The organism is Methylobacterium guangdongense (assembly GCF_038442355.1).
Lineage (GTDB): Bacteria > Pseudomonadota > Alphaproteobacteria > Rhizobiales > Beijerinckiaceae > Methylobacterium > Methylobacterium guangdongense.
Genome location: NZ_JBBXMX010000012.1, coordinates 144,426 through 162,900, shown reverse-complemented (window position 1 = coordinate 162,900; position 18,475 = coordinate 144,426). Strand labels below are relative to the sequence as shown.

General features: G+C 69.0%; 13 protein-coding genes. 9 read left to right on the top strand and 4 right to left on the bottom strand.

The features are described from left to right. Positions 1-231 precede the first annotated feature (231 nt). From AAHG09_RS21465 to AAHG09_RS21455, 3 genes are all read right to left on the bottom strand, one after another. Positions 232-2,430 (bottom strand): GumC family protein, encoded by a 2,199-nt coding sequence (locus AAHG09_RS21465; RefSeq protein ID WP_342109519.1) that lies wholly within the window; start codon positions 2,428-2,430, stop codon positions 232-234. A 5-nt stretch (positions 2,431-2,435) separates the two neighbouring features. Beyond that, a complete protein-coding gene (locus tag AAHG09_RS21460; protein ID WP_342109518.1) occupies positions 2,436-3,605 on the bottom strand; it encodes a glycosyltransferase in 1,170 nt (389 codons plus the stop codon). A 315-nt stretch (positions 3,606-3,920) separates the two neighbouring features. Further along, positions 3,921-5,111 (bottom strand): acyltransferase family protein, encoded by a 1,191-nt coding sequence (locus AAHG09_RS21455; protein ID WP_342109517.1) that lies wholly within the window; start codon positions 5,109-5,111, stop codon positions 3,921-3,923. A 374-nt stretch (positions 5,112-5,485) separates the two neighbouring features. Between AAHG09_RS21455 and AAHG09_RS21450 the strand changes: the two genes are divergently transcribed. The 9 genes from AAHG09_RS21450 to AAHG09_RS21410 all read left to right on the top strand — a co-directional run bounded on the left by AAHG09_RS21450 (position 5,486) and on the right by AAHG09_RS21410 (position 15,905). Then, positions 5,486-5,740, top strand: coding sequence for an acyl carrier protein (locus AAHG09_RS21450; protein ID WP_342109539.1), 255 nt, complete (start codon positions 5,486-5,488; stop codon positions 5,738-5,740). Further along, entirely contained in the window at positions 5,737-6,900 is a 1,164-nt protein-coding gene (locus AAHG09_RS21445) for an acyl-CoA dehydrogenase family protein (RefSeq protein WP_342109515.1), read from the top strand. The genes AAHG09_RS21450 and AAHG09_RS21445 overlap by 4 nt, the downstream gene beginning before the upstream one ends. A gap of 29 nt (positions 6,901-6,929) precedes the next feature. Then, positions 6,930-7,856 (top strand): amino acid--[acyl-carrier-protein] ligase, encoded by a 927-nt coding sequence (locus AAHG09_RS21440; protein ID WP_342109538.1) that lies wholly within the window; start codon positions 6,930-6,932, stop codon positions 7,854-7,856. Between the two features lie 4 nt (positions 7,857-7,860). After that, positions 7,861-8,832, top strand: a complete 972-nt coding sequence (locus AAHG09_RS21435; protein WP_342109514.1) for a DUF1839 family protein — start codon at positions 7,861-7,863, stop codon at positions 8,830-8,832. 8 nt (positions 8,833-8,840) lie between these two features. Continuing rightward, entirely contained in the window at positions 8,841-11,492 is a 2,652-nt protein-coding gene (locus AAHG09_RS21430) for a glycosyl hydrolase 2 galactose-binding domain-containing protein (RefSeq protein ID WP_342109513.1), read from the top strand. Then, positions 11,482-13,281 (top strand): alpha/beta fold hydrolase, encoded by a 1,800-nt coding sequence (locus AAHG09_RS21425; protein WP_342109512.1) that lies wholly within the window; start codon positions 11,482-11,484, stop codon positions 13,279-13,281. Before AAHG09_RS21430 ends, AAHG09_RS21425 begins: the two co-directional genes overlap by 11 nt. Next, the gene (locus AAHG09_RS21420) at positions 13,278-14,555 is read left to right on the top strand and encodes a hypothetical protein (protein WP_342109511.1); all 1,278 of its coding nucleotides are present in this window, start codon (positions 13,278-13,280) and stop codon (positions 14,553-14,555) included. The genes AAHG09_RS21425 and AAHG09_RS21420 overlap by 4 nt, the downstream gene beginning before the upstream one ends. A 188-nt stretch (positions 14,556-14,743) precedes the next feature. Further along, a complete protein-coding gene (locus AAHG09_RS21415) occupies positions 14,744-15,568 on the top strand; it encodes an alpha/beta hydrolase (protein ID WP_342109510.1) in 825 nt (274 codons plus the stop codon). 163 nt (positions 15,569-15,731) lie between these two features. Beyond that, positions 15,732-15,905, top strand: coding sequence for a hypothetical protein (locus AAHG09_RS21410; RefSeq protein ID WP_342109509.1), 174 nt, complete (start codon positions 15,732-15,734; stop codon positions 15,903-15,905). Between the two features lie 395 nt (positions 15,906-16,300). Here the strand turns inward: AAHG09_RS21410 and AAHG09_RS21405 are convergent, their stop codons facing one another. Further along, positions 16,301-18,022, bottom strand: a complete 1,722-nt coding sequence (locus AAHG09_RS21405; RefSeq protein ID WP_342109508.1) for a pilus assembly protein TadG-related protein — start codon at positions 18,020-18,022, stop codon at positions 16,301-16,303. Positions 18,023-18,475 lie beyond the last annotated feature (453 nt).

Here is an 18,475-nt window from a genome sequence, read left to right as displayed (position 1 = left end):
GGGGCGGTATCGCGTGTCCTGCCTCGGCCACCGAGGACGCTCTCTCCTCCCCCTTGCGGGGAGGAGTTGGAGGTGGGGGTGGTGCAGGATGGAGCGTTGCGGTGCCTTCTGCACCACCCCCACCCCTGGCCCCTCCCCGCAAGGGGGAGGGGAAAAGCGCCTGTCTTTCAAGCGGTCGATGTTCGCCGGAACCATGCGGCTCGGCCCGATCGGCGGACAGCGCCCCGGTCATCACGCGGCCTCGGCGGTGCGCGGCTTGGGCAGCTGCAGCACGTCGTAGGTCGGCTGGCGGCCCGACCGGACCATGGTCATCGCGATCCCCAGGACGGTTCCGCCGGCCTGCCGGAGGTTCGTCACGGCCGCGACGATGTCCGACAGCTGCGAGCGGCCGTAGCGGGCGCAGCACAGCACGCCGTCCACATGGCGGGCGAGCATCGCGGCGTCCATCAGCAGGCTGGTCGGCGGGCTGTCGAGGAGGACGAGATCGTAGCGGCGCGTCCAGCGCAGGAAATCGACCATGCGCCCGCTCATGAGCAGGTCGGTGGAGTCCGAGGTCGGCGTCCCCGCCGGGATCACGTCGTACCGTCCGGTGGAGACCACCGCCTCGGCGGGGCTGACCTCGCCCCGCAGCACCCCGACGAGCCCCGGCCCGCGCCCGAGGCCGAGCGAGGCATCGAAGTTCGGCCGGCGCAGGTCGCACTCGATCACGAGCACGCGCCGTCCGCTCGCGGCGCCGACGGCGGCGAGCGCGAAGGCCGTGAAGGACTTGCCTTCGCGCGGCTTCGACGAGGTGACCAGGACGAGGCGGGACGCACCGCCCCCCGCCAGGACGAGATGGGCGTGCAGGTTGCGCAGCACGGTCTGCATCACCGGATCGACCCGGGCGCGCTCCAGCGCCTCAGGCAGGTCGAGCTCCCGGCGCCGGTCGGACAGGCGCCCGACGAGACCCGGCGATTCCAGGGAGGGCAGCTGCGCGAAGACCGGGGCGCCGGTGCCGGCCATGATCTGCGCCGCGTTGCGGACCCGCTGATCGGTGAAGTCGCGCAGCAGGGCCGCGGCGGCCGCCAGCACGCCCGCCAGCACGAACCCCCCCGCCAGGAACGGCACGGGCTTCGGCGAGAACGGCTCCTGCGGCAGTTCGGCGAGGCTGACGAGGCGCGTCGATCCCGTGAGGATGCGCCGCTCGGTCTCCAGTTCGCCCGCGCGCTTCACCAGGTCGGCGTAGCGGTTGCGCTTGATCTCGGCGTTGCGCACCATGCCCTCGATCGAGGCCTCGTCGTCCATGGCGGCGGCGGCCTCGGTCTTGGCGGTCTCGAGCTGGGCGCGCAGCGACTGAGCGAGCGCGGTCGAGGCGTCGTAGGATTTGCGCAGACCCTGCGCGACGTTGCGGATCTCCTGGTCAATGCGCCCGCGCAGGCTGGCCTGCTCGGTCGTGAGCGCTCGGATGGCCGGATGGTTCGCGCCGAGGGACGTCCCCTGATTGGCGAGTTGCGCGGCGATTCCGCTCAACTGCTGCTTGAGGGACACGATGGTCGGGCTCGACAAGACCGCCGGGGCGGTCTCGGCGCCGCGCACGCCGCGGCTCTCGATCTCGCCGAGGCGCGCGGCGGCGTCGGCCTTGGCGGCCTCGGCGGTCGCGAGCTGCTGGCTGATGCTGCTCAGGCGCTCGGCGCTGATCGGCGCGTTGGTGCCCTTCAGGAGGCCCTTGCGGCGGCGGAAGGTCTGGATCCGGGTCTCGTCCTCGCGGATCGAGGAATCGAGTTGGCTGATCTCCGTGTGGAGCCAGTCTGAGGCCGCCTTGCGGCTGGAGGCCTGGGCTTCGCGCTGGTCGTCGAGGAAGGCCTCGATCAGCGCGTTGGTCATCGTCTGCGCCACCTCGGGCAGCGGCGACCGGTAGGCGATGGTGATGATGCGGGAGCGCCCGGAGCTGATCACGGTGTAGCGCTTCTGCAGGTACTCGACCAAGGCGTTGCGGTCGTCGACGAGCTTCGCGCAGGCGGCGGCCTTCTTCTCGGAGATCGTGTCGGGCTTGCCGCCGGTCGCGGCGGTGCGGCATTCGGCCAGGACGGGGGCGACGAGGCCCCTGTCGATGGCGAGCCGGAGCAGCCGCGGCGAGCGGATCACCAGGATCTGGCTCTCGATGTCGGCCGGATCGCCGATCTTCTGGATCCAGGCCATCGAGGCGTTGTGGGCGCCGGGCTCCGCCTCGGCGACGATCACCGAGCCGGACGCCACATATTGCGGCGCGATCATCTTGAGGGCTGTCACGGCGAGGCCGAGGACCACGACGAACACCGTCGCGAACAGGTAGCGCCGTCGCCAGATCCGCAGGAGCGGTGCGGCGAGAGGGCTGCCCCGGCTCTGCTCCTGCGCGGCGGCCCGGGCCGGGGGGCGATCGGTGTGATCGACGGTGATGAGCGACATGGACATCGGCGTCAGCTCACAGCTTCCAGGCGCGGCAGGATGCGCATCGGCGGCTCGCAGGCCGCCCGGTGCTGGGCCATCTGCTCATCCACGAAGCGGGAGAACCGGAGCCGGAACAGCTCGGCCGAGAACTGGTCGGCCTGGGCCCGGCAGGCCTCGCGGGTGAAGTTGTGTTCCTGCTGGATGAACCCGCGCACGCAGCCCGCGATCGCCTCCGGGTCCGGCCTGTCGAAGAACATCCCGGACCGCTGGGGACCGCGCGCCTGGACGGTCTCGCGGGCGCCGCCGCGGCCGAGGGCGAGGACCGGCGTGCCCTCTGCGGAGGCCTCCAGCACGATGATCCCGAAATCCTCTTCCGCCGCGAAGATGAAGGCGCGGGCGGTGGCCATGAGCCGGCGCAGCCCCTCGTCCGACACGAAGCCCGTGAAGGAGACGTTGGGCCCGGCGATCTCGCGCAGCCGCTCTGCATCGGGGCCGCTGCCGGCCACCACGAGGTGGAGGTCGGGCAGCAGCGCGAAGGCGCGGATCGCCGCCTCCACGTTCTTGTAGGGAACGAGCCGGCTCGCCACGAGGAAGTGGTTGCTGCGTGCGCCGTCGAAGCGGTCGCTCGACAGGGTGATCGGCGGATGGATCACCTCGGCCCTGCGGCCGTAGACCTTGTGGATGCGCCGGGCGACGAAGGCCGAGTTGGCTACGATCGCGTTGGGCCCGGCGGCCGTGCGCACGTCCCACAGGCGCATCCGGTGCAGGACCATGCGGGCGAGCGCGCCCTTGAGGCCCCGGTCGCAGCCGCTCTCGCGCAGGTAGGTGTGCTGCAGGTCCCAGGCGTAGCGCATGGGTGAGTGGATGTACGAGATGTGGAGCTGGTCGGGACCGGTCAGCACGCCCTTGGCCACGGCGTAGCTCGACGAGATGATGAGGTCGTAGTCCGAGAGATCGAACTGCTCAATCGCGATCGGCATCAGCGGCAGGTAGGCCCGGTGCCGCCTGCGCGCGAAGGGCATGTGCTGCAGGAAACTCGTGCGCGATTGATCGTAGCCGATCCGGGCGCGGTCCGCCGGGGGCAGGAAATCGAACAGCGTGAAAACGTCGGCGTTCGGGTAGATCCTGAGCAGCTGCTCGAGAACGCGTTCGGCCCCGCCGACGACGTACAACCAGTCGTGAACGATTGCGACACGCATAACAACTTCCTCGTCGATGCACCTGGGCCGGAAGATTGACTTTCCGCCTGTCGACCTCACGAGGGACGGTGAGCGGGGGCGCATACGGAAGGTAGATGAGGCCCAGCACTTAAAAAAGGAGTGAATACGATTCGGTCCAGTGCCATTAGTGCTTACTGCAGCTGCAAGGATGCCTCACAGCCTTAATATTCATCCTGATTGATGGTTAACATTATCCCGGATAAATTATCTCCGTTTGCCGGCGCGAGCGGCGCGGCAACGGCGGGTCACCGGCCTCGGCCAGTGGCCGGAGACGGCCGTCTGGTCGCGCCTTGGCTAGGGCGTCAGCGCGCGCGAGCCGTGCCCGATCGTGTCGCGATCCGGCCGAGCGCGAAGCCTGTGTCTCGACGCGCTCTCCTGCGCCGAACCGGTTTCCGCTTCGGCGGGGAGCACGCGCGTCCGGATCCGGGGAGACGGTCGGCGATCGAGGCGGCGGCGCAAGGCGGCGTTCAGCGGGGCTTCGACGCGGCGGAACAGGACCTCCCCGGCCAGGGCCGCCGCGGTGAACGCGATCAGGAAGATCAGGCCGACGCGCAGGGCGCCCGTCACGGGCAGGAGCGCCACGACCTTGGAGGTCGTGTGCAGCATCAGGTTGTGGACCAGATAGAAGGAGTAGCTGGCGTTCCCCTGGGACAGGAGCCAGCGCGACCGGAGCGTGACGCCGCTCCGCTCCAGGAGCAGCATCGCACCCACCACGAGGCTGGCGGCCGATCCCCAAACCAGGGGCCGGGCGAAGCCGGTCAACTCGCCCTCCACGCCGAGGGCGTAGGCCGTGACCTGCCCGGCGAGGACGAGCAGCCCCGCCGCCACGAACGCGGCGCCGGCCACGCGCCGGACGGGAAAGCCCGGAGCTGGGGCGGGCAGCCGCAGATACGCGTAGCCGAGGCCGATGCCGGCGGCGAATTCCAGTACGATCGGCTTCGTATAGAAGGTCCAGTACAGCCCGGAGACCGGCAGAAGGCCCAGCAGCGCCAATACGAGAAAGATCCCGGCCGCGGCGATCACCCGGTGGGCGAGGACCGGCACCAGCAGCAGCCCGGCGAAGACCGCGTAGAAAAACATCTCGTAATTGAGGGTCCAGCCGACCGAGACCAGCGGCTCGATGTAGCCGCCCCGCGAGAACGGCACGAAGAGCAGCGACTGGATCAGGTATTCCAACCGGAACTCCATGACCCCGATCGGCTTCAGGCCGGCGAGCGCCAGGAGCGCGATGATGCCGGTGACCAGCCAGTAGACCGGCACCACGCGGGCGACCCGCCGCGTCAGGAACGCGCCGACGCCTTCGCCGCGCCCGCTCGTGCTGACGAACATGATGAAGCCGGACAGAACGAAGAACACGTCCACGCCGGCGGCCCCGAAGGCCAGGAAGTCCGGCCGCGGCAGGATCGAACCGGCGTACTGGCCGAGATGGGTCAGGAAGACGAGGTAGGCCGCGAGGGCGCGCAGGATCTGCAGATTGTAGAGCATGGCTCGCCAGCTGCCCGCGGGACATCGTCCGCCCGTGCGGGCGCGAAGACGGGCACCATGCCGGATCCCGCACCGCCGAGTCACGGACTCATCCGATTCTTGCTGAATGACCAGGCTGCAAAAAGCCGAACAGGCCGTCAAGGACAGTCTTGTCCACATGCCCAAGCTGAAACACTGGTCGAATCAGTCTGGAAATTGGTTAGAAAGGCGGATGCGGACAGTATGCGCGAAGCGGTTTCGCAGGGAACCTCTGCCTACGGCCACGCTTCTGCCGGCCCCAGGGCCGATGGAAATTTACTATTAATCCGTAGAATATTTGACGCCCTGCGTGGCGGATCAATAAAGTGCTGACCAGTTCATTAAGGAGTTCCGCCTTGAACATCGCTCAAGATATTCGCGAAATCCTGGGCTCGAACGAAGCCTTCGCCGGGAAGGCCGATCAGCTCGGCGACGACGACAGCCTGTTCGACCTGGGCCTCGATTCCTTCGGCTCGGTGCAGCTGATGCTGGCCCTGGAGGAACGCTTCAACGTCGAATTCCCCGACGAACTTCTCAACCGCAAGTCGTTCTCGTCGATCCGCGCGATCAGCGAGGCCGTCTCCACCTTGATCCGGCAGGAAGCCGCATGAGCACCCTCGCCGCGCGTGCAGAGCGGGCGGCGGCGGTGGCGGCACGCCACGCCGACGCCGTCGACCGCGAGGGCCGCTTCCCCGCCGAAGCGGTCGCCGCCCTGAAGGACGAGCGCCTTCTGGGCCTCCAGATCCCGGGACAGTTCGGCGGCGAAGGCGCCGGGCTGGTGCAGATCGCCGAGGTCTGCAGCACGCTCGGCCATGCCTGCAGCGCGGCCGCGATGGTCTTCGCGATGCACCACATCAAGGTGTCGAGCCTCGTGACCCACGGGCTCGACAGCGCGTGGCACTGCCGGCTGATGGAGCGGATCGCCCGCGAGCAATTGCTCGTCGCCTCCTCGACCACCGAGGCCGGCATCGGCGGCGACCTGCGCAACTCCCTCTGCGCGGTCGAAACCAAGGGCGAGACCTTCTCGCTCGGCAAGGACGCCTCCGTGATCTCCTACGGGGCGCAGGCCGACCTGATCCTCGCCACGGCCCGCCGTCACCCCGAGGCCGCGACCTCCGATCAGGTGCTGGTCGCGCTGATGGCCGATCAGATCTCGCTCGACCGCACCAGCCAGTGGGACACGCTCGGCATGCGCGGCACCTGCAGCGACGGCTTCCGCCTGGAGGCCCGGGACGTGCCGGTCGAGCAGATCCTGCCCAAGCCCTTCGCGGAGATCGCCGCCGTGTCGATGCTGGCCTCCTCGCACCTGCTCTGGAGCAGCGTGTGGTACGGCATCGCCACCTACGCGGTCGATCGTGCCCGGGCCTTCGTGCAGGCCGAGGCGCGCCGCGCCCCCGGCAAAGTGCCGCCGACGGCGCTCCGGCTCGCCGAGGTCGTCAATGCGCATCAGGCCATGCGCGGCACCGTCGTGGCGGCGCTCCGCCGGTACGAGGATGCCCACGGGGATGCCGACACGATCGGCTCGCTCGGCTTCAGCGTGATGCTCAACAACCTGAAGGTCTCCGTCTCCGACATGGCGGTCGACATCGTGCGCCGCGCCCTCTCGATCGTGGGGCTCTCCGGCTACAAGAACGACACGCCCTTCAGCCTCGGCCGACCGCTGCGCGACGTCCTCTCGGCGCCGCTGATGATCGGCAACGACCGCATCCTCGCCAACACCGCCAAGCTCCTGCTCGTGCAGAAGGGCAGCGGCCAGCTCATGAGCGCGTGATGGACTCGATCTCCTCTCCCCAGGCCGAGATGCTCCTCGACGAGGAGCCCGTCGGCGCCCCGACCTTCCTCGACCGGCTGTTCGACCACGGCCTGCTCATCCGCACCGGGGTCGACGGCCTCTACGGCCGCAGCGGCGCCTTCGAGAGCGTGGTCGAGGCCCTCGACCGGCTGATCAGCCGGCTCGGGGCCGCGGACGGCGCCGAGGTGATGCGCTTCCCGCCCGGCATGAGCCGGCCGGCCTTCGAGCGCAGCGGCTACCTCAAGGGCTTCCCGAACCTCGCCGGCACGATCCACAGCTTCTGTGGCGACGGGGCGGGACATGCCGAGATCCTGGCCTGCGTCGAGGAGGGCCGCGACTGGACCGGCCAGCAAGTGGCCACCGACGTCGTCCTGACGCCCGCCGCCTGCTACCCGCTCTACCCGGTGGCCGCCGCGCGCGGGGCGCTGCCCGCCGAGGGGCGCCTGTTCGACCTGCAATCCTACTGCTTCCGGCGCGAGCCCTCGCTGGAGCCGACCCGGATGCAGCTGTTCCGGATGCGCGAATACGTGCGCATGGGCAGCCCCGAGCAGGTGCTGGCCTTCCGCGAATCCTGGCTGGAGCGCGGCACCGCCATGATGCGCGACCTCGGCCTGCCGCTCGCCATCGACGCCGCCAACGACCCGTTCTTCGGCCGCGCCGGCCGGATGCTCGCCAACAACCAGCGGGCGCAGGGCCTCAAGTTCGAGCTGAACGTGCCGGTCAACAGCGTCGAGAAGCCGACCGCCTGCCTGAGCTTCAACTACCACCAGGACCATTTCGGCAGCACCTGGGAGCTGCGCCAGGCCGACGGCAGCGTCGCCCACACGGCCTGCGTCGGGTTCGGCCTGGAGCGGATCACCCTGGCGCTGCTCAAGCACCACGGCCTCGACCTCGCCGCATGGCCCGAGGCCGTGCGCGATGCCCTCTGGGGCTGAGCCCATGACCGCCGCGTTGCGCCTGCCCGCGGGGCTCGGAAACGCGGGCCCCTACATCCCGCACCCGCTCCATGACGGGGCGCGGGATTGGCCCGAGACCAACTGCTACGTCGATCTCTGGATCGAGCTGCTGCACGGCCGCGGCCTCGTGCCCGAAGCGATGCTGGGCTTCACCCTGCGGCAGGATTTCGAGGGCGACCAGTTCACCTTCTTCAAGCCGCCGCCCGGCGACATCGAGCGGCTCTACGGCCTGGAGGTGCTGGAACTCGCGGTCTATGCGGGCCTGGAATCGCACGCCCTGATGCAGATGGCGGCGGGCCGGCCGGTGCTGGTCGAGGTCGACGCGATCCACCTGCCCGACACGCACGGCACCACCTACGGCCGGGACCACGGCAAGACGACGATCGGCATCCTGGCCCTGGATCCCGAGACCGCGGAACTCGACTACCTGCACAATGCCGGCCGCTTCCGGCTCTCGGGCGCCGATTACGCCGGGATCTTCGGGCCCGCGACGCTGCCGCCCTACGCGGAATTCGTGAAGGCGGTCGCGCCGCCCCTGCCAGCCTCGGAGCTGCCGGGCGTCGCGCTGGAGTTGCTCGCGAGACATCGCGCCCGGGCGCCGACGCGCAATCCGGTCACGGCGTTCCGCGACGCGCTGGCGATCACCGCCGACGGCCTCGTGGTCCAGCCGCTCAGCGTGTTCCACGCCTACGCGTTCAATACGACCCGGCAGCTCGGCGCGAATTTCGAGATGCTGGCGAGCCACCTCAACTGGCTCGACGCCAACGGTGCCGGCGCCTTCGCGCCCGCCGCCGAGGCGGCCGCCGAGCTGAGCCGGGAGGCGAAGGCGTTCCAGTTCCAGCTCGCCCGCGCCTTCCACCGGCGCAAGGCAGAGGGGCTGGCGCCGCGCCTCGACAAGGCGGCGGCGACCTACGACCGCGTCTTCGCGTCCCTGGACGCCGCGCTCGGCCGCTAGGGCAGGCCATGGCCCTCATCCGCAGCGTCGACGGACGGGCGCCTCAGGACCTGCCGGGTCCCTGGCGGCTCGCCCTGACGCCTCCCGGCGCCTGCGCGGGGCCGGGCGATCTCGACGCTGTCACCGACTGGATCCCGGCCGCGGTTCCGGGGACCGCCGCAGCGGCCCTGCGCGCCGCCAATCGCTGGTCGGAGACGGCGCCGACGCCGATCCACGATCGGGACGTCTGGTATCGGACGCGGCTCGCCGGCCCCGGGCGGTTCCGCCTGCGCTTCGAGGGCTTGGCGACGCTTACCGAGGTCTGGCTCGACGGCGTGCCGATCCTCACCGGCCGCTCGATGTTCGAGCCGTACGCGGTGGAGATCGACCTCGCCGCCGAATCCGACCTCGCGCTCTGCTTCCGGTCCCTGCGCGCCGAGCTCGACCGGCCGGCCAAGCGCGGGCGCTGGCGGCCGCGGATGATCACGCCGGGCTCGCTGCGCCATGTCCGCACCACCGCGCTGGGCTTCATGCCGGGCTGGGCCCCCGAGATCGACCATGTCGGCCCCTATCGGCCGATCACCGTAGAGACCGTGCGCCCTGGCGTCGTCTCGGCCGAACTCCACGCCATCCTCGACGGCGACACCGGTCGCCTGACCGCCCGACTGACCGTCGAGGGTCGGGCCGGGGCTGTCACGCTCCGGTGCGACGGGCGTGAGACGGCGCTTGCCGAGACCGCCCCCGGCCAGTTCGTGGGCGAACTGGTGCTGCCGGGAACCACCCCCTGGTGGCCGCATACCCATGGCGTGCCGAATCTCCATGCGGTCTCCGTCTGCGTTGACGGGGCGACCGTCGATCTCGGCCGCGTGGGTTTCCGATCCCTGTCGCTGACTCGGCCCTTCGAGGGTCCGGATTCAAGCATCGTCCGCGGCGATACGGTGGCGGGACGGGGCGCGGGTCCCCCCTCCCGTGCGGGAGAGGGACAGGGTGAGGGGCGAGACCTGTCCGGAGAGGTCGCATCCCTCACCCGGCTTTCTGCGAAAGCAGACCTCTCCCGCACGGGAGAGGGGGCCGGTCGCGCCTCGCAAGAGCCGGCGTGTGAACATCGCGCGCCCTCAGAAACGGGCCTATCGCTCGCCGTCAACGGCGTGCCGGTCTTCTGCCGCGGCGCCGTCTGGACGCCGCCGGATCTCGTCGGCCTCGGCTCTGACGGGACGCGGACGCTGCTCACGCTCGCCCGCGAGGCCGGGATGAACATGCTGCGCGTGCCCGGCACGACGCTCTACCCCGCGACCGACTTCTTCGATCTCTGCGACGAACTCGGCATCCTGGTCTGGCAGGACCTGATGCTCGCCAACTTCGACTATCCGCACGGCGACCCCGAGTTCTCTGCGGCCCTGACCCGGGAGGTCGCCGCCTTCCTCGATCAGACCCAGGGAGCGCCGTCCCTCGCCATCCTGTGCGGCGGCAGCGAGGTCTGGCAGCAGGCCGCCATGCTGGGCGCGCCGCGCGCGATCTGGGCCGACGCCTTCTGCGAGACGACGCTGCCGGCATTGGTGGCAGCCCAACGCCCCGACATCGTGGTCGTGCCGAATTCGCCCTTCGGGGGCGCCCTCCCTTTCGCGCCGCGCGGCGGCTGCACCCATTATTTCGGCGTCGGCGCCTATTGCCGGCCCCTCGACGATGCCCGCCGGGCCGAGGTCGGGTTCGCCAGCGAATGCCTCGCCTTCGCCAACCCGCCCGAGCCGGGCACCCCGGGCCCGGCGGGTCCGACCGATCCGGCTTGGATGGCCGGCATCCCCCGCGACCGGGGTGCCGACTGGGATTTCGAGACGGTCCGCGATCACTATGTCGACCACCTCTACGGCGTCGACCCTGCCGCGCTGCGTGCCGAGGACCCGGAGCGGTATCTCGATCTCGGCCGCGCGGCCGTGGCCGAGGCCATGGAGGCGACCTTCGCGGAGTGGCGCCGCCCGCGTTCGCCGACCGCCGGCGGCCTCGTCCTGATGCTGCGCGACCTCGGGCCGGGGGCCGGCTGGGGCGTGATCGACTGGACGCAGCGCCCCAAATCCGCGTGGTACGCCCTGAAGCGCGCCTTCCGTCCCGTGCAGGTCATCCTGACCGACGAGGGGCTGGACGGCCTGCACCTCCACATCCTCAACGAGACGGCGGACACCCGCGCCCTGACGGTGACGCTCACCTTTGCCGATCGTGGCGGCCGCGTCGCGGCGCGGGCCGAACGCACCGTCGTGCTCGAAGCCCGCGCGGTGCTGACACTGACGTCGGCCGAGCTTCTCGGCCGCTTCTACGACGCCACCGACAGCTACCGGTTCGGCCCGCGGGTCCATGACCTCGCCCATGCGTGTCTGATCGACGCTGGCGGGTCGGTCGTCGCCGAGGCGTTTCACGTTCCGGGTCCGCGTCCGATCACCCCGGAAGCGATCGGCCTCACCGCCGAGCCGGTGACGACGGAGGCCGGGCCTGCCCTGCGGATCGGCGCCGCGCGCTTCGCGTTCGGCGTACAGATCCTCACCCCCGACGCGCGCCCCGCCGACAGCGGCTTCCATCTCGCGCCCGGGACCTCCCGGCTCATCGCCTTTCCGGATCGTCCGCGGCTGCCCCGCGGAACCGTGCGGGCCATCAACGGCACCGAGTGCGTGGAGTTCGGCCATGACGTCTGAGATGACGCCTGAGACCCGGCCCGCCGCAGCCCCCTCCCCCAGCCGGCGCGACCCGACGCCGGTGACGTTCGAGGGTCTGTTCGGCTGGCTCCATCCGGCCGCGGGGCGGCGGGGCGTGGTGCTCTGCGGCGCCTATGGGTTCGAGCAGATGGCGGCGTACCGCCCCTGGCGGGCGCTGGCCGAGCGGCTGGCCGGGGCGGGCTGCCCGACCCTGCGCTTCGACTATCCGGGTGAAGGCGATTCCACCGATCCCGACGCGACCGGCGTCGCGGCCTGCGTGGCCGCCATTCGCCACGCCGTCCGGTTCCTGCGCGAGACGGCCGGCGTCACCGAGATCGTCCTCGTCGGCCTACGCCTGGGCGCGGCCTTCGCGGCGCTCGCCGCCGAGGCAGAGCCCGTCGATCGGCTCGTCCTGCTGGCGCCGGTCACCACCGGACGCGCGTATCTGCGCGAGATGCGGTTGCGGGCGCAGACGATCGGGCGCCTGCCCGACGGCTCGGCCCCGCCCGCGGATCCCGAAGCCCTCACGGTCGGCGGCTTCCGCATGGATGCCGCTTTTCAGGCCGAGCTGTCCGCGCTGAACCTGGCGCGGATCGCGACCGCGCCGCTGGCCGGCGTTCTGCTCCTCGCCACCGATCCGGGCGCGCTGGCCACGCGCTTCAGCACCCTCGGCTGCGCCGTCGAGACCGGCCCCTTCGCGGGCCTGCCACATCTCGTGGGCGATCCGATCTTCGTGACTGTGCCGGAAGCCGACTTCGCCCGCATCGCCGCCTTCGCGGTGGAGGGAGCCGCTGCGGCGGAGGCGGCCGCGACAGTGCCGCCCCCGGCGTCCCTGGCCGGCCCCGGCTGGACCGAGGCGCCGGTTCGAATCGCCCCGGGCCTGTTCGGCATCGGCTGCGCGCCGCAGCGGCCGGAGCCCGGTGCGCCGACGCTTCTCTTCGTCTCCACCGGCATGACCGTCCGCTCCGGCTGGGGCCGGCAGACCACGCGGCTCGCCCGGAGCCTCGCCGCCGAGGGCGTCGCCTCGTTCCGCTTCGACGTTGCCGGCGTCGGCGACAGCGTCGACCGGCCGGATGGAAGCCGGCCGCTCTTCGCGCCGGACGGCTTCGCGGACGTGATCCGGGCGGTGGATCACGCGGCCGGCGGCGGCCCGATCGTGCTCGTCGGCGGGTGCAGCGGCGCCTATGCGGCCTTCCACGCACTCTGCCGGGATCCGCGGATCGATGGGGCGCTGCTGGTCAATCTCTACTGCTTCGACTGGGACCCGGAGCAGAGCGTCGACAGCGTGATCCGCCAGACCTACGGCAGCGCCGCCACCTACGCGGCGCTCCTCAAGCAGGGCGACACGTGGCGCCGGCTGATCCGCGGGCAGATCCGGGTCCGCGCGATCGGCGGCGTCCTGGCCCGGCGCGGTCTCGATGCGGCGCTGCGGCGGCTGCGCCGCGCCCTCCGTCCGGGGCCTCCGGGCGGATCGGTGACACGGCGGGTCGCCGCGATCCGGCGCCGCGGCGCCGCGCTCCGCCTGCTCTACAGCGCGGGCGACCCCGGCCTCGGCGCCCTGCGCCGCCAGCTCGGCCGCGACGCCGACCGGGTCACAAGGCGCCTCGGCGCGCCCGTGACGATCGTGCCGGGGGCGGACCACAACCTCGGTTCCGTCGACGCTCAGGCCGCCCTCGGACTGGCCGTGCGCGACCTCCTGCGCGCCGTCCGGCGCGCCCCGGCGGTGCAGGCGAAACGACCCGCCCCGACCGTGTCGGGCTGGTTGCAGGCCGTGACGGGCCGGGCATGAGCGCCCTGACGCGCCGCTCGGCCCTGGCGCTGGCGGCGGGTGCCCTCGCGGCCGGCCAGGCCGAGGCCGCCGCGCCCGTGCACCGGTGCGAGGATCTGATCGACGCGATCGGCGTGAACGTCCATCTCGGCCATGGCGGCACACCCTATGTCGAGCGCTTCGCGGCCTGTGCGGAGGCCCTCGACACGCTCGGCGTGCGGCACCTGCGGGACGACATCGTGCTCACCGGTGGCGAGCCGGCCGGGCAGTTCGCGCGGATCGCCACCCTCGCGGCACGCGGCTACCGCTTCAGCCTCGTCTTCTACGACGGGCTGACCCCGGGTCCGCGCGTCCCCCCGGACCAATTCGCCGCGATCGCCCGATGGGCCGCCGGCGGCCTCGTCATCGCGGAGGGCGGCAACGAGCCGCCGATCGCCGGCCGTCGCGATCTGCCGCGCCTCTCGGCCGATCATCAGACCGCGCTGTTCCGGGCGGTGCGGGCGGACGCGCGGGACTCCGCCGTGTGGGTCGCCGGACCGAGCTACATCCAGGGCAATGTCGCGGCGGCCGACAATCTCGCGGCCGTGGTCGATCTCGGCAACATCCACGCCTATCCGGGCGCCGAGCATCCGGAGACTGGCGGCGGCGGCAGCCTTGCGCGCTTCATCGCGGCGTCCCGGCCGGTGTTCGGGCCGGCGCCGGTGATCGCCACCGAGAACGGCTACCACACGGCGCTCGCCACCGGCAGCGCGCACCTTCCGGTCTCCGAGGGCATCCGGGCCCGCTACCTGCCGCGCCTGCTCCTGTGGAGCTACCTGCAGGGGGTGCGGCGAACCTACATCTACGAGCTGATCTCGAGCTTCGATCACGGCGACGGCGACCCCGAGAGCCGTTTCGGTCTCCTGGCTTATGACGGCCGGCCGACGCCCGCCTTCACGGCCGTGCGCAACCTCGTCCGGCTGTTCGGCGGGGGCGCCGCAGCATCCGGTCCGGGGGACATCGAGGCCGAACCCGCCGCACCGACGCCGGACCTCGTCTCGGCCCGCTTCGCCCGGCGGGACGGCACGCTGCTGGTGCCGCTTTGGCTCGGCATCGACGGCTGGGATCGGCGCAGTCTGGCGGCGCGGCCCGACGTGCCGCCGAGAGCGGTCGATATCCTGCTCTCGCGGCAGCCCCGGAGCCTGCGCCTGCATCGCTTCGCGGATGACGGTTCGGTGCGCGTCGAAGGCCTTCGCCCAGAGCGGCGGGTATCCGTTCAGGTCACCGACCGGCTCGGGGTGCTGGAAATCACGTAGGCCATCCGTACGGACAGATTTCGCGCGCTCCCCGCCCTAGATCGCCATGATCGGGGAGCGGATCCGGGACGGTGTCTCGGGCAGGCGAGGCAGTCTGTCCGGTGCAGGGGATCCAGGGATCGCGCAACCCGCGACGGTCTCGCGCGTGGTGCACGCGGTCATGACCACAGACCGCGACGGACCGACCGATGTTAGGCCTTCTCTGTGACAAGCTCGTCAGCGCGACCCTGCTGGTCCTGAACCTGCTCGCCCCGGTCGAGGTCCATGTGGACACGAACCGCGCCTACGCCGCGGGAACCGGGCATCAGGCCGACGTCTACCGGCCGACCGGCCCGGGGCCGAGCCCGGTCCTGGTCTTCCTCTACGGCGGCGGTTGGCGCAACGGCTCCAAGGAGGATGTGGCGTATGTCGGCGCCGCCCTCGCCCGAAAGGGCTTCGTCGTCGTGATCCCCGAGTACCGCCACTTCCCGGCCGCGAGCCTCACCGACATCCTCTCCGACAACGCCGCCGCGGTCGCCTGGACGATCGGCCACGCATCCGAGTTCGGCGGCGATCCCCGCCGGGTCGTCGTGGCGGGTCACTCCTCCGGCGCCTGGGCGGCGGCGATGCTGGGGCTCGACGCGCGGTGGCTGACGCAGGCCGGATCCAGCCCCGCAGACCTCGCCGGCATCGTCGGGCTGGCCGGCCCCTACGCGACCTCCGCGCTGACCGATCCCCTGGACAGGCAGGTCTTCTCGGGCGCCGATCCTGCGCTGCAGCCGATCAACCATGTCGCCAGCCGGCATCCGGCGCTTCTCCTGCTCACCGGCGCGGAGGATCGGGACGTGCGGCCGTCCGGGACGGTCGCCCTCGCGAATCGGTTGGAGGATGGCGCGGACCCTCCGCAGACGCACGTCTATCCCGGTCTCGGCCACGGACAACTCGTCCGATCGTTGAGCTTCCCGTTCAGCGTGCAGGCCCCGACCGCCGATGACATCGCCCGATTCGCAATCGGGGCGCATGCCGAGCCGTAGCGCGGTGTCGCGCCGTTCCCGTTTCTAAGCGGTCACCGAGCCTTAAGCTTGCCCGACGTCCGCCACGGCGCGGCCGTTCTCATTCGGTGCGGCTGTGCTTTCGCCGCGGCAGCCAACGCGCACCGGCTCGGATAGGGTGCCTGCGTCTCCCGAGGCGCCCTCGATGCTGATCCCCGCGCTCACTGTCCGCCGCTGCCTGATGCTTGCGTTCCTGCTCGCGTGCTTCGTCAAGCTCGCGGACGGCATCGCGCGGTATGAATTGCGGCAAGCGGCCGGCGCGGTGACTTTGACCGCATCGGCCTTCAGTTCCGGCCCCGCCGCTTCGGCCGACGAGTAGCGACGTCGTCGCCGGCGACCGGCGGTGCGGCTCGGATCAGCCGGCATCGCTGCGAGCGCGCTGGATGCGGCCTCCCCAGATCGTGATCGCCTTCAGGCTGAGCGACGTGCGGTCCCCACAGCGGGACCGCGCCGTCACGGATCGAGGTCGGCCTGGTCCGATGTGAACCGGCAAGCCTCTGTCTTTCAGATCCGAAGGATCGTTCGTCGACGAGAACGTTCTCGCGCACGGCCTGAAGCGCGTTGTTCTGACATCGGAACGCTTCTTGGCACCGTCGTAGACGTCTCGGGTGCGGACAGCGAGCGCATGGGCGCGTACAGCACGGACCCCTCGCATACGCTGAGCAACGGACCGTTCAGATACAGATTGAGCAAGGGTGTTGCGGTATTGAAGGATCATCGTGTGATCCTGAGGCTGCCGATGCTCTTTGCTATCTTGCTGAAAGCGGCAATCAAGGTATCGGAATTATTTGCTTGAAAGTACAGGCCGTTTCCATAGCGGGCGCAGTCTTGCAAGAGGCTAATGCCGTCATTGTCTATCGGATCGGACGATACGCTCAGGCCGATTGTGTATATCGCTACATTCGCCGTTCCCGCGTTGCTGCAAGCCAATCGAGTCAGTGCATCCAAGCCGGCACGTGCCTGTGAGCCAGTTGTGATGTTTTGATTTGCCGCGGGAAAATGCGCATCAGGATCGGTTTTATCGACATTCATAAAAAAGCCGTTGGAGGAGAACAGCGACTTGTTGGGAGATGCCCCCCAATCGAGCCATGTGTTGGTTCCATCCGTCATCAAGATGATGATTTTATTGACCGTCGCCGATCCGTATGCCGACGCTGTGCCATCATACAGAACGCTATAGGGAGACAACGTCCGCCAGCCCCACATGAACCCTTCGTGTATATTCGTGACGCCCCCCGCGGTCATGTTGTCGACGATGTTGTACAGCGTAGAGGAGCTATTGGTCAGGAGTTGGAGCGGTTGGCTGGTGCATCCGAAGTTGGGGCCATTTGGTCCAAGCTCTGCAATATAGGTGCCTGACTTTGCGTTTTGCGGCTTGGCGTATTTACAGGCACGGCCCATAGCCGTCATGTAGGAGGTGCTGTTACCTTGCGGCTGCTGGTAAGCGCATCGCGGATCATTCGTATAGTCGTCGAGATAAGAATTGGTGCCGACATAAGTCTTATTTGCGTCAAAGTATCCCGGCGCAACAGTCCCAGAACCACCCTCGTCCGGGGCAAAATAGGGTATGTACAGGCTGTCATTGCCAGATACCCCGGTGTCAGTCACATTCTGGGGGTATGGCAGCGACTCAAAACATCCGGCCCACGACCAGCTCTGGAATTGATTGCTCAGCTTCGCAAAAATATCGAACCGGCTGTTGAACCCAGCCGACGCTGCGCCCACGACATTCGACCAGTGATACTTTGATAGCCCCTGCGTATCCACCCAGTTTCTGCGCATATACGTCGACGGTGAGACGGCAACTGATGCGGCAAACGGGACGATGGAAATCTTGGTTCCGGATGCAAAGCTGGTGTTGTTGAATATGTAGCTGATAAAATTCTTCGCAGCGGATCTCAGTGACGCAATTTTTGTCACTCCGTCGTCCCCCGCTTTGTTCATGGATCCAGTGTTGTCCAAAACCAAAGCGATTTCGAAAACTTTCGGCATGGGGGTCGCGCACTGCGCAGTGGCCACCGGATTGATGACGTTCGTCCCCGTCAGTTTTCCGAAGAAGACCGTGGATAATTTGTGGGCCTTTAACGTAATTTGTCTCGGGTTTTGCGTTATCGTCAACGGATCAACGACTAAACCTTGGCTTCCCATGGCTCCATTCATCGCTTGCTGGGCCATGGTATTGAGATTATCGGCCGTTGTATTTAGCGGCGTCTGACAGAGAAGCAAAACGATCGAGTCCGTGGCGGCCTGTAGCTTGGTTTCGAGCCGAGTGGCAAAACCGTAGTCGATAGCAGCTCCGCCGATCATGAGCATCGGAATCGACAGAAAGGCAAACAACGTAGCCACGTTGCCGAAATCTGATGCTGTATAACCGGAGACTAGTCGCGCAACGCTGCCAATCCTCCCGAATATTTTCGCGTTGTTGCGGTATGGCATTGATATTCTATCATAAGCCGACGTCAGATATACAATCTATACTTATAAAAAATGTGAAACCAAAAACTAATAGCGTCGCTGATCGCGGGATTGTGTTTGCTATAGGTTAGTACACCCTGTGGTTGTTAATCTTATACGTGCGCGCCGAGGTTGTTTGTTGGTTCCTTGTTCCAGACGCTCGCTGCAAAGTCCGCTCAGCCGGTGTGTCGCGTCCTTGTCGCGACGCTGCCAACCCGATCGCGCTTGGTTCGTGATCAAGTGAACGCAACACGGCCCGCTTCCGCCGGGCCTGCGACGGCCGGCGCTATGGTCGCAAAGCTCAAGTGTGTGATGAGCGATCAGGTACGGCGTTGACAGGAACGTCCTGTGGTTGCCGTGTTCCACCCGCCGGCCGCACGATCGCCGGTCCGGTGACATCGTGTCGGCTTCGGCGGATCCGCGATCCCAAACCGG